Annotated in this window: 11 protein-coding genes; 3 read left to right on the top strand and 8 right to left on the bottom strand. The window is 68.2% G+C overall.

What is annotated here, in order from left to right:
* The 4 genes from nosP to HMPREF3014_RS01955 form a co-directional block, all read right to left on the bottom strand.
* The coding region (nosP, locus tag HMPREF3014_RS01970; protein WP_070753817.1) for a nitric oxide-sensing protein NosP at nt 1-1139 on the bottom strand (1139 nt) is incomplete at its 3' end.
* Between the two features lie 102 nt (nt 1140-1241).
* On the bottom strand, nt 1242-2441 hold the full coding sequence (locus HMPREF3014_RS01965) for a porin (protein ID WP_023087557.1): 1200 nt from the start codon (nt 2439-2441) through the stop codon (nt 1242-1244).
* A gap of 266 nt (nt 2442-2707) precedes the next feature.
* Nucleotides 2708-5035, bottom strand: coding sequence for a pyrroloquinoline quinone biosynthesis protein PqqF (pqqF, locus tag HMPREF3014_RS01960; RefSeq protein ID WP_044305223.1), 2328 nt, complete (start codon nt 5033-5035; stop codon nt 2708-2710).
* A gap of 76 nt (nt 5036-5111) precedes the next feature.
* Nucleotides 5112-6815 carry a phosphoethanolamine transferase gene (locus HMPREF3014_RS01955; RefSeq protein WP_017002455.1) on the bottom strand — a complete coding sequence of 568 codons (1704 nt, stop codon included), beginning with the start codon at nt 6813-6815 and terminating at the stop codon, nt 5112-5114.
* A 526-nt stretch (nt 6816-7341) separates the two neighbouring features.
* On the opposite strand from HMPREF3014_RS01955, the gene brnQ reads away from it, so the two are divergent.
* Nucleotides 7342-8655, top strand: coding sequence for a branched-chain amino acid transport system II carrier protein (brnQ, locus tag HMPREF3014_RS01950; RefSeq protein WP_003113469.1), 1314 nt, complete (start codon nt 7342-7344; stop codon nt 8653-8655).
* A 235-nt stretch (nt 8656-8890) separates the two neighbouring features.
* A complete protein-coding gene (locus tag HMPREF3014_RS01945) occupies nt 8891-9130 on the top strand; it encodes a hypothetical protein (RefSeq protein ID WP_003088496.1) in 240 nt (79 codons plus the stop codon).
* Between the two features lie 66 nt (nt 9131-9196).
* Here the strand turns inward: HMPREF3014_RS01945 and HMPREF3014_RS01940 are convergent, their stop codons facing one another.
* Together HMPREF3014_RS01940 and HMPREF3014_RS01935 are read right to left on the bottom strand one after the other, a co-directional pair.
* Complete coding sequence (locus tag HMPREF3014_RS01940) at nt 9197-9544, bottom strand: I78 family peptidase inhibitor (RefSeq protein ID WP_023084339.1); 348 nt, start codon at nt 9542-9544, stop codon at nt 9197-9199.
* A gap of 91 nt (nt 9545-9635) precedes the next feature.
* The gene (locus tag HMPREF3014_RS01935; RefSeq protein WP_003111311.1) at nt 9636-9869 is read right to left on the bottom strand and encodes a hypothetical protein; all 234 of its coding nucleotides are present in this window, start codon (nt 9867-9869) and stop codon (nt 9636-9638) included.
* Nucleotides 9870-10053: 184 nt separating this feature from the next.
* Between HMPREF3014_RS01935 and HMPREF3014_RS01930 the strand changes: the two genes are divergently transcribed.
* Nucleotides 10054-10554, top strand: coding sequence for a hypothetical protein (locus tag HMPREF3014_RS01930; protein WP_003160131.1), 501 nt, complete (start codon nt 10054-10056; stop codon nt 10552-10554).
* A gap of 20 nt (nt 10555-10574) precedes the next feature.
* Here HMPREF3014_RS01930 and HMPREF3014_RS01925 read toward each other — a convergent pair whose 3' ends face one another.
* Nucleotides 10575-10946, bottom strand: a complete 372-nt coding sequence (locus HMPREF3014_RS01925) for a 5-carboxymethyl-2-hydroxymuconate Delta-isomerase (protein ID WP_003088488.1) — start codon at nt 10944-10946, stop codon at nt 10575-10577.
* 282 nt (nt 10947-11228) lie between these two features.
* Nucleotides 11229-11564, bottom strand: coding sequence for a hypothetical protein (locus HMPREF3014_RS01920; RefSeq protein ID WP_003119150.1), 336 nt, complete (start codon nt 11562-11564; stop codon nt 11229-11231).
* Nucleotides 11565-11917 lie beyond the last annotated feature (353 nt).

Below are 11917 nucleotides of genomic sequence, written 5' to 3'. Positions count from 1 at the left end.
CGGCCAATGGCGACCCCGGTGAAGGTCTGGTTGATATGCATGCCATTGAATTGCTCTCCGTAGGTGTTGAAGCCGATCACCTGCTGGCTGCGGAGAAACGCGGCGGTAGCTTGCGTGTCACCGCCGACCTCCAGCTCCAGGCGCCGCAGGAAGCAGTCGCAACCGATGGTCAGCAACGGCGGTCCGAGGCGCTCGTGGAGGCGGCGGAACTGCGCCTCCAGGTTGGGCAACAGCGGGCCGGTGCTCATCGCGGTGAGAACGATGCCGTTCTCCACCGCACAGTAGAACGTCAGGCTCAGGTCCTCGTTGGCCTGCTGGATCGAGCGCACGTAATAGCGTTCGTCGACCCGCACCGCCAGCGGATGCGCAGAGAACAGGGCGAAATCCAGCGCCTGCGGTGCCACCCCGACCAGCCGGGCGTATTCCAGCGCCGCCGGCTCGGCGTTGAGTTCGTGGACCCGCCGGCTGCCGCTGTCGGCGCGGGTCACCACCAACTTTTCGGCGCGCGGCACCACGTGATGGGTGGTGAAGACCTCGAAGTCCAGCCAGGTGTTGACCAGCACCACCACTGCCGCCCCGGTATGGAACTGGCCCTGGTGGTAGACATGGGTGTGGGTCAGGTGCCGGTCGTCGCCGGCCGAGCCACCGAAATGCGGGATCGCGCCGAGCGCCGCGCCAAGCGCGGCGAGCACCACCTCTTCGCGGCTGGACAGGCCGTCGAGCAAGGTCAGGGCGAAGCTGTGGTCCTTGATCGGCGCCAGGCCGCCGCGGCGACAGCCGGCCACCAGGGTCTCGACCATCTGCTGCGCGTCCAGCAGGCTGAAGCGCTCCATTTCGTCGATCAGCGCGCTGCTGATGGCGAAGCTGCGCACGTCGAAGCCCACCGCGCTGACGCAGCCGCGCCCGTAGCCCGCCGGAGTGATCTCGCCGGCTGTGGTGCAGCCGACCAGGTCGATGCCGCCGAAGTAGCGTTCGAGCATCTCGGCAAGGGCCGGCAGGTCGTATTCCGCGGAACAGAAGAACAGCACGAAGCCCAGGTGCGGATGGATAAGCTGGCGCGCCAGGTCCTGGGCCACCACTTCGACGTCGCGCGCGCTGGACATGCCCCTGCAGACCCCTTCCCCCTGCCCTTCGTACATGCCCGCTCCCCCGTCGTTCCGCCTCGCCAGCATTCTACGAAGGGCGCCGCCGCGGCCCCTATCCTACTTGGGTCGCGGCGGGGTCCTTCGAAAGTAGCGGTATCACCAGTTCAGTACGGCGCCGAGGGCCACGGTGTCGGTGTCCTCGTCGAGCGCGTTACCGTCGCGCCCGTCGATCCGGTAGCGGTTCAGCTCGGCGACCAGCTTGAGGTTGTCGTTGATCGTGCGGAAATAGGCGATGCCGCGACTCTCGTAGTCGGCCGCGGAACCCAGGCCGTTGCCGTCGTCGACGGTCTTGCCGTAGGACAGCGCCAGGCGGTTCTTGCCCCATGAATACGAGCCCTGCAGCAATGCGCCGCGGCTGTCCACCTCGCGCAGCGCGGCTTCGCCGGCGTTGTTGGTGAAGAAGGGATTGATGCCCTTGGCGGTGAACCCCGAACCGGTCACGGAGAAGCCGCCCATCTTCACCTGCAAGCCATAGCCGACCCCCTTGGAAGTCACGCTGTCGACGCTGTCGCTGGTGTTCTTCGAAGTCTGGTAGCCGCCGTTGATCCAGCTGTAGACCTGCGCCCCGGCCAGGTCGAACTGGTAGCTGACCTCGCTCTCGTAGCGCGGGTTGTCCTGGTAGGCCTTGTCGTCGAGGCCGTCGCTGGCATCTTTGTCGATCTGGTTGGAGTCGATCGGGTCGAGGATGCCCACGGCGATGCGCAGGCCGGGCAGCAGGTTGTTGTTGCGGTAGGTGATCTGCGAGGTGGGGAACGGATACGGATAGCCGGTGCCGATGTTGCCGAAGGAGACGCCCTTGCCGTCCACCAGGCCGAGGGTGTCGCTGGGGTTGCCGAAACCGGCCAGCAGTTCGTCGAGGAAGATGTTCGAGCGCGAGAACAGGCCGAAGTCCTTGCCGATCAGCACCTCGCCCCAGTCGCCGGCGACCGTGCCATAGAACTGACGGACGTCGATGGCGGTATCGGTGCCGTCGGTCTCGCTGTCGTTGATGGTCACCCAGAAGGAAGCGCGACCACCGAGGCTCAGCTCGTCGACCTTCCTGCCGAAGTTGAAGCCGATGTAGTTCGGCAGGAATCCCATCTTCACCCGCGACTGGCGGCGATCGTAGGTCTCGCCCTGGCGGTCGACGTCGCTGTTGACGTAGAAGGCATTGAAGTAGCCGTCGGTGGAAAATGTGGTCTCGTCCTTGTCGTACAGCAGGATATCGGCGGCGGCCGGTTGCAGGCCGCCCAGGGCACCCAGCGAGGCCAGGGTCAGCGGCAGGATTCGGCGAACGGCGGTGTTGTTCTTGTTCATGGCGCACTCCGCGAGGTGAAACGACCGGGCCGGTCGTGGCGGAGCCGATTATCGAAACCGGGAAAGCCCTGCCATACGCTTCCTTGGGCCTGCTTCGACGCTTCTTCATGGTGGGCGTGGGTGCCGCTGCGCAAGGCGCGGGCAGCGCTCCTCCGGCGGTAGCGCAACCTTGGTCGCGGCGGGAGCGCCACCGAAGCAGCGCGGCTTTCGACCTAACGCCGCAGTGACGCCGGCAAGGCTGTCGTCGAGTTACCGCGTGGCTCGCTTCAGCGCCGGCTGGAAAGCACCCACCAGCCGCCGCGCGCCTCCAGCAACCGGGCCTGGGCCGCGAGCAGGTCGTCGCCGCTCAGGCCGAGGGCGGCCTCGGCGAGCAGCCGGGAGCGACCGGCGCCACCGCCAAGGTGCTCCGCCCAGGCGCGCCGTGCTCGCTCGGCGAAGCTACCCGGCGCTCGGCGCAGGTCGTCGGCGAGGGCTTCGCGCAGGCCGGCCAGGCGTCGCGCCGGCAGTTGCGCGAGCGCCTCGACGGAGCGCTGGAGGAAGGTCTCCATATGCTCCAGCAAGCGTTCCGGGCAGGCACGCGGAGATTGCGCGGCGAACAGCAGGCCGCGCCGGGCGCCGACCTCGCGGAAGCCGCAGAACAACGCGTAGCCCAGTTGCAGCTCGTCGCGCAGGCGCCGCTGGAAGGCCGGTTCGTGCAGGCGCGCCAGCAAGCGCCAGGCCGCCTCCATCGGCACCTCCTGCGTGGGCAGCGGACAGAACAGCAGCAACGCCGACTCGCCGTCCATGGCCAGTTCGCGGCGATGCCGTCCGGGCCTCGGCGGCAGAGGCTCCAGGCGCTCGCCGGCAGCCTGGCCGGGCATCCATCGGGGATCTGGCATCGCGGCCTGCATGACCAAGGCGTCCCAGCGCGTCCGCCGCCAGTCGTCGACCTCCGCCAGCGGCTCGCCGAATACGCCGGGCAAGGCGTCCAGCAATTGCCGGATCGGCAGGGCAGTGGCGCTGCGGCGCCGCTCGGCGGAGGACAGACGCTCGCCGCTCGCGCGCCAGTCGGGCGGCGCCGCGAGGAGCCGGGCCAGGGCCGGGCGCACGGCGGCCTCGAGGCGATCGCGCGGACCGAGCAGGCTCAGCGACCAGTCCTCGCCGAGCGCCTCCAGGCCCATCTCCACACCCCCCAGGCGTGCCTGGCCGCACAGCGGACGCAACGCCTGGCGCAGCGCCAGAAAGCGTGACCGTACGGGCACGCCGGGAAAGCGCCAGCGCAGGAACAGCGCGCCCTCGGCGGCGGCACTGGGCGGCAACGGCAGTTCGAAGCGCCAGGCATGCCGCTGCGCGGTCAGCGGCGGCGCTGCGGCAACCGGCGCCACACTCAGGCGGAAGCCCGCCGACCAGCGCGCTTCGGCGCCGTCGAGTTCGCTGTCCAGGTGCAGCCGCAGGCAACGGTCGGCGCGCAGCGCGTCCAGGCAGGCCGGGCGAATCTCCGCTGGCAGGCCAAGAACGCGCTGGCGTAGTCGCTCCAGCGGTGCAGTGGGCTCCGCCAGCAACGGCCGGCGCGCCGCCAGCAGGCTGGCGGCATCGTCGCGCAGGGCGCCCAGCCAGTCGAAAAAGGCCGCCTCCAGCGCCGCCGCCGCGCTGCCGTCGAACAGTTCGAAGGTCAACGCCAGGAGCGCCTGCCGCGCATCCCGGTGAACCACCCGCAGCGCCGCCGATTCGCCCAGGCCCTGTTCGCCGAGTGCTGCCAGCAACCCGCCCGGCGAGCGATCGCCGAGCAATTCGGCGAACGCCTGCAGGGTCTGTTCGTCGGCCTCCCGCAAAGCGTCGAGGGCAAAGCCCAGCACCAGCCGCGGCGGTCCCGGCAGGCGCAGCGCCAGCGCTTCGCCGGCGAAGGGCAGCAACGGCGGCGGCGGCGGACTCGCGCCTGGCGCGCGCCCCGGCAGGTCGGCGCAGGCACGCTGCGCCAGCCTCTCCAGCTCGTCCAGTGCCTGCGGCCCTTGCAGCCATAGCTGGCAATTGCCGGCGTGATAGTGGGCGGCATGGAATTCGCGCAGGGCCCGCTGGAACGCATCGTTCTCCAGGGCCAGGCTGTCGCGGCGCCCGGCAGCGAAACGCCGCAGGGGGTGTCCGGCGGGCAGGCCGAGGGCCAGCGCTGCGTCGATCAGGGTCTGCTCGTCGGCCGAGCGCGCCAGGTATTCGGCCTCGAGTACTTCGCGCTCGCGCCGTTGCGCATCGATGTCCAGCAAGGGGCGGGCGAGCATGTCGATCAGCCGTGCCAGACCGGCGCCAAGGTGCTCCGCCGTCACCTCGAAGAAATAGTCGGTGGTCCTGCCCCGGGTGCTGGCGTTGACCTGGCCGCCGCGCACCTGCAACCACGGCATCAGGCGCTCGTCGCCGGGAAACGCCGCGCCGCCGAGAAACGACAGGTGCTCGAGGAAGTGGGCCAGGCCGGGATGCGCGCTCGGCTCGTCGTGGCTGCCCGCCGCCACCCGCAGCCAGGCAGCGGCGCGCGATGCCGCCGGATCATGCGCCAGGTGCAGGCGCAGGCCGTTGGGCAGCACGCAGGCGCGGCTCCTGGGGTGGTGTTGGGCGTGGCGATCCATGGGCGTCCTCGCGGGTTCCGAGGCTGAACCTTACCCTTCCGCGAGGCGAAGGAAATAGTCCTTTCGCCGGGTCGTATCAGGAAGCCGGCGGCTCCTGGCCAGACGCTTCCTCGGAGTACAGCGCCCGTCCGCCGTCGGCCTTGAGCGCCTGCAGGACCTCGGGCGCACGGCACGGGGCGAACAGGTCGAGGCCGGGATCGTAGGCGCCGGTGCGCACTTCCAGCAGGCCGAGCATCGAGTGGAACAGGTTGTCCTGGGACAGCTCCTCGTTGCTGCGCTGGCGCAGGCAGCCACTGTCGAGGCCGAAGGCGCTCTGGTAGCCGGGCGAGAACCAGGCCAGCATGCCGACGTGCTTCTGCTGGTCCGGCGCCAGCAGGTAAGGCGTGCCATGCAGGTAGAGGTTGTACTCGCCGAGCGACTCGCCATGGTCGGAGAGGTAGAGCATGCCGGTATCGATGCGCTCTTCGTTCTTGCGCAGCAGGTCGATCAGGCTGGCCAGCACGTGGTCGGTGTACAGCAGGGTGTTGTCGTAGCCGTTGATGATGCTGTCCCGCGAGCAGGCGCTGAAGTCGTTGCTGGCGCAGACCGGGGTAAACTTCTCGTACTCCCTGGGATAACGCTTGAAGTAGGCCGGGCCGTGGCTGCCCATCTGGTGCAGGACCAGCACGGTGTCCTGTTGCAGCCCGTCGATGAAGGCCTGCAAGTCGCGCAGGAGGATCTCGTCATGACACTCGCCGCCGGCGCACAGGGCCGGATCCTTGCTCTCGCTCAGGTCCTGGAAGGCGACGCGGTCGCAGGTGCCCTTGCAGCCGGACTGGTTGTCCCGCCACAGGACCCGCAGGCCTGCGCGCTGCAACACATCGAGAAGGCCTTCCTGGGTGCGCGCGCGAGCGTCGCTGTAGTCCGCGCGGCCCAGGTTGGAGAACATGCAGGGCACCGACACCGCGGTCTCGGTACCGCAGGAGTGCACATTGGAGAAGTTGATCAGGCCCTCCTCGGCCTTCAGCCGCGGGTTGGTCTCGCGAGCGTAGCCGTTGAGGCCGAAGTTCTGTGCCCGCGCGCTCTCGCCCACCACCAGCACGGTCAGCGACTTGCGCGCATGGCCCTGCCACAGGTCGGCGCGCCGGGCATCGACGGCGATCGGCCGGAGTGTCTGGCTGGCGGCCTGGGCCTGGCCCTTGGCGTAGCCGATGGCGGCGCCGACCAGGTTGCTCGGGGTGACCTGCAGGCGCAGTTCCTTGTTGTTGCGGAACAGCGAGGACAGCCCCTGGTAATTGGCCAGCGCCACCCCGGCGAGCAGGGCCAGGCAGGCGAGCGCCACCAGCAGCTTGCTCAGCAGCTCGCGTGGCCACGGCCGGTAGCGCACCGGCGTGCGCCACAGCAGCCAGACCGGCAGCGCGCCAAGCAACGCCAGGTAGACGGCGAGCTTCGGCGAAAGCAGGTCGGCGACCTCGGCCGGGTTGGTCTGCATGACGTTGCGCAGCATGCCGACGTCCATCAGCACGCCGTACTGGGTCATGAAGTAGGTGGTACCGGCGGCCGCCAGGATCAGCAGGGTCAGCGCCGGCTTGAGCAGCCAGCGGAACGCCAGCAGGGTCAGCGCCAGGTTGAAGATCGCGGCGATCATCAGGCCGACCGCCAGCATCATGCCGAGGCCCTGCCAGCCCGCCGGGGTGATCGCCAGCAGGCGTTGCCACAGCGGCAGGTTGTAGAACAGCAGGAAGGCGAGGCTGACCAGCAGGGTCAGCAGTTCGGGACGGACGGCGCGGGCTTTCGACATGGGCACGGATCTTCACTGACTTCCGGGTTGCCGTGCGCAGCGTTGCCCCTGGCAGCACTCGACGACGGCGGCAGTCTGCTCGGCGATCCGTCAATCTTTCGTGAAGAATACCTACAGAAAACGTAACCCTTCAGAAGCGCCGCAGCCCTTGTGTTCCGGGGCTTTCAGCCGGATTGCAAAAAGTTCGCGGGAAGCTTTCCGGGCGTTTTCCGGGTTCGCCGGCATACCCCCCGCATGGCGCCGCCGACGCAGGCGGAAGACAGCAAGCGGCAAGGAGCGCGGAGCGCTCCGGCGCTGGCGCCTACGGACTGTTCTGATTGCGACGTCGTTTTTCAACAAAAGGACAGCCAGACCAATGTCTATCCCGCGACCCCGGCATTTTCGTTAGCATGCCAAGTTTCCGGCCCGGCTCCCACAAGGACAGCGGCCGCCTCCCCTGCTCGTCCCATCCAGATGAGTGCCGTTTCCCCTACCCCCCGGGAAACCCTTCTGTGAATTTCCTCGAGCAGCGCGGTACCTCTCCAGCATGAACGCTTTGAAAGGCCGGGACATCCTGGCGCTTGGTTTTATGACCTTTGCCCTGTTCGTCGGGGCCGGCAACATCATCTTCCCGCCCATCGTCGGCTTGCAGTCCGGCCCCCATGTGTGGCTGGCGGCGCTGGGCTTCCTGATCACCGCGGTGGGGCTGCCGGTGATCACCGTGATCGCCCTGGCCAAGGTCGGCGGTTCGGTCGACGCCCTCAGCCATCCGATCGGCAGGTATGCCGGCGGCCTGCTGGCGGCGGTCTGCTACCTGGCGGTCGGCCCGCTGTTCGCCATTCCGCGCACCGCCACGGTGTCCTTCGAGGTCGGCGTGGTGCCGCTGCTCGGCGAGAGCGGCACGGCGCTGTTCGTCTACAGCCTGGCGTACTTCCTCCTCGCCCTGGCCATCTCCCTCTACCCCGGTCGCCTGCTGGACACCGTCGGACGCTTCCTCGCCCCGCTGAAGATCCTCGCCCTGGCGATTCTCGGCGTCGCCGCCTTCCTCTGGCCCGCCGGCCCGATTGGCACGGCCCAGCCGGAGTACACCCAGGCCGCGTTCTCCCAGGGTTTCGTCAACGGCTACCTGACCATGGACACCCTCGCCGCGCTGGTCTTCGGCATCGTCATCGTCAACGCCATCCGTTCCCGCGGCGTGCAGTCGCCGCGGCTGATCACCCGCTATGCCATCGTCGCCGGGCTGATCGCCGGTGTCGGCCTGGTGCTGGTCTACGTCAGCCTGTTCCGCCTCGGCGCCGGCAGCCATGCCATCGCCGCCGACGCCAGCAACGGCGCGGCGGTCCTGCATGCCTACGTGCAACATACCTTCGGCAGCCTCGGCAGCTCGTTCCTGGCGGGACTTATCGCGCTGGCCTGCCTGGTCACCGCGGTCGGCCTGACCTGCGCCTGCGCCGAGTACTTCTGCCAGCGCCTGCCGCTGTCCTACCGCAGCCTGGTGATCATCCTGGCAGGGTTCTCCTTCATCGTTTCCAACCTCGGCCTGACCAAGCTGATCCAGGTCTCGATCCCGGTGCTCACCGCGATCTATCCGCCGTGCATCGTGCTGGTGGCTCTGAGCTTCTGCATCGGCCTCTGGCATTCGGCGACGCGCATCCTCGCCCCGGTGATGCTGGTTTCCCTGGCGTTCGGCGTGCTCGATGCCCTGAAGGCGGCGGGCCTGGGCCAGGACTTCCCGCAATGGCTGCTGCACCTGCCGCTGGCCGAACAGGGCCTGGCCTGGTTGATCCCCTCGGTCGCCACTCTCGCCGCCTGCAGCCTGGTCGACCGCCTGCTGGGCAAGCCTGCGCAAGTCGCCGCCTGAGCAGGCCCCAGCGGCCTGCCGCTTGTTCTCCCGGCCGAGCGCGGGACATGCCGGCGGGCGGCGCCAATCGCGTCGTCCACCCCACGGCCCGGCTGGCGCCTGCCGCCGCCGGCAGCGCTTCTTCCCGCGTTCAGCCGAACGAATAAGCACTATCGAGCAGGATGATTTCTAGCGCAGCGGCGCGGTTGTTAGCCTTTCGACCATTCCCCCAGGAAAGCGAATCCAGGAGCCGGTCATGGCCAAGGCACTCATCAGCGTACTGTTGTTCTCCCTCGCCCTCGCCGGCTGCGCCAGCGACTACAACCCCTCTCGCCCGTACAGCAGCGACGAGGTCAGGCAACTGGCGCTGGAGGACCTGGCCCGGCGCAGCCTGTCGTTCGAGGAATACCAGGCCAAGCGTCAGGCAATTCTCGAGGAAAAACCGCAAACCGCCGTCAGCCAGTCCAACGCCGCCCTACGCAGTACCGCCATCTGAGGCCTCGTCGAACGGCCAAGAGAAAGCCCCGCGATGCGGGGCTTCTTCGTATTCGGGGCTGGGCGGTCAGCCGCAGGACAGGCGCTTGATCACCAGCGTGTCGTCGACATCGATGTTCAGCCGGCGCGGGTTGTAGTCCATGGTCACCGCATCGTGCGGGCGCAGCGCCCGGGCGACTTCCGCTCCGGCGGCGCGGCGGGCCTCCTCGACGATGGCCGCGGAAGCCTGCTTGCCGACATAGGCCTGCACCGCATTGGCGTCGCAACGGCCGTCCGCTACCGGGGTGGCCGCGGGCGCGCTGGCGCTGCCGGTGGCTACGCTGGCGCCTTCGGTGGACGGGCCGTCGCCGTTGCTGCTGCAACCGGCGAGCAGGGCCGCGAGAACGAGTGCACTGGAAAACTGCTTCAAAGGCATACCGCCTCCTCTGATCTTCTGGGATCGCCACCTTACCAGTGGCATGGGTTTCCTGGCGAAACTGCAATCCGCGCTGACAAATTCGCCAGCTTCAGTCGCCGCTCAGGCGCTGCAGTTCGCGACGCACCATGGCCGCGTATTCCGGCGGACGCAGGAGGTAGAGCTGGCCCGCGACCCAGTCCAGCCAGCGGCCGCCCTGTTCGGCGCGGGCGTCGAGCAGGCGCCGCGCCTCTTCCTCCGCCCGTTGCCGGTGCTGCCGATGGAATGCCTGGCGCTTCGACAGACCGGAAGCATCTCCGGTTCGATCGTCGGGAGTGTCGGTCATGGCTCTCTTCGCAACCTGCTGCACAAGTCGGACATTCTAACCGCGGAACGCCGTTGCCGTTCGCGGCAAGCGCTTGCCTCCGCCCCGCCCTGCGCCATGCGCCGAGCCCTCTGGCGCGGGGTTCGGCGACCTGGCACGGCCCTTGCGACGGAGCGGCGGTCATTCATTTCCATGGAAGCAGGTCATGAACAGCATAGGTCCCGCCAGCCTTTCCGGCTGGTCTGCGCGTTACCTGAACAACCAGCGGCAAGCCAACACCGAGATCGGCAACGGCGATCTGCTGAAAGCGCGCCCCGCCCTCGGCACGCCATTGCGCAACGAGGCCGTCGATCCCGCCGCGGAGTCCGCCCGCCAGGCCATGGACGAGGGTTTTGCGAAGCTGAACCTGACACTGAAGCAGAACCAGGCGAATGCCCCTGCCGGCGCCAGCGAAGGCAAGTCGGCCTATGACGAGTTCAAGGAGTACATGCAGAAATCGCCTGCCGAGCGGATGCGCGAGCAGGTCCTGAAGAGCCTCGGCCTGACCGAGGAGGAACTGGACGCGATGCCGCCGGAGAAACGCGAACAGGTGGAGAAAGGCATCGGCGAACGCATGCGCGAGATGATCGCCATGCAGAACGGCCAGGCGCCGGGACGGCAAGAGGACCCGACGCAGGCCCGCGCGACGCTGAACGCCTGGATCTGAGCCAGGCGCGCGCCAGTCTCTCAGCGCTGCCGGGCGACGACGCGCTTGGCGTAGCTGGCGCGCTCCATCTCGCGCACTTCGACGCTGACCTGCACGCCCTCCTCGCCGCCGCCCGCCACCGCTCCGGCGAGCACCTCGCAGAGCGACTCGCCCAGCGCCTGGCGGGTCGCCGCGTCGCGCCCGTCGAGGATCGACAGGCAGGCATGCAGGTAGGCGCGCTCGACCGCCGCGGTTCCCTGCCGGTAGGCCTCCAGGGTGACGAAGCGCGACTTGATGTCCGCCTCGCCGAATTGCCCGGAAGCAAACAGCGCGGCATTGGCCTGCTCCAGCAGTTCGCCGGGGGACGTTTCGAGGCGGAGGTTGGCAGTGGCTTCGATGACGAGATGCGGCATGCTGGCGGGCCTTGCGGGGAATGGGGAGCGGGATTCTAGCGGCTCGACGAGCGATGCGACAGCCGGCCTGCGCCTGCGTGGCTCAGATCAACCCGGCGGCCGCGAAAACCCGCGCGGAGATGGCGCGGATCAGCGGCTCCTTGCGCCGGTTGTAGTCCGCCACCCGTTGCTCGCCGCGCTTGGCGGCTGGCCGTCGACCCAGGGATTTTCCAGCGGGTCGCTGTCGTGATGACGGACAATATCGGCGGCACCGGGCATGGGCATTCCCTCCGGCGGGATCGTTCAGCGCGTCTCGCAGGCCTGCCGCTGGCCTTTGGCCGGCGTGTACAGGTAGCCGGGCGTGTCGCCCGCCTGGCGGTACAGGACCGAACCGTCGCTATAGGAAATCGCGCTCAGCGCCTGGCCATCGGCGAGGCTGCGGACATCGCCGCCCAGCGACTGGACGCTGCTGCCGTCGGGCAGCTTTAGACTGGCGAAACCGTCGATCACCTCGAGTTTGCCGAAGTCTCCGCAGTGCAACGCCAGCGGCCCGGAAGCGGCCTTTCCGTCCGACGATGAATCCCCGCAACCGCCCAGCAGCGACAGAACCAACAACGCGGGGAGAACAGCGGGCTTCATCGGGGAGTCCTTTGCGGATGAGCGGAAGACGGGACTCTACCACCTGCCGGGCAGCGGGAAAAACCGCTTCGGCGTACGCTGTCATGCAACGGCAGGCGGACCTGTGAGACAATTCGCCGAATGCCAGGCATCACACCCCGCCTTCATCGCGCTACAGCCACGTCATGACGCTGGCTGCGGCACTCCACGAATGCCCGCAGGATCGCCCCATGCTCCAGATGGAGCGCAGCGGAAAGCCGAGACCGGCAGCAGACCGGTATCGCCATGGTCCAGGCGTGCGTAAGTCCTCTATAGGTAAAGAAGTTGATCTCCACCGCGAATATCACCATGCGATTTTTTTGGCGATAGCTAGC

This window comes from Pseudomonas sp. HMSC065H01 (assembly GCF_001815235.1).
GTDB classification, from domain to species: Bacteria; Pseudomonadota; Gammaproteobacteria; order Pseudomonadales; family Pseudomonadaceae; genus Pseudomonas; species Pseudomonas aeruginosa.
The sequence above is the reverse complement of the archived record's forward strand: the minus strand, read 5'-3'. Positions and strand labels throughout refer to the sequence as shown.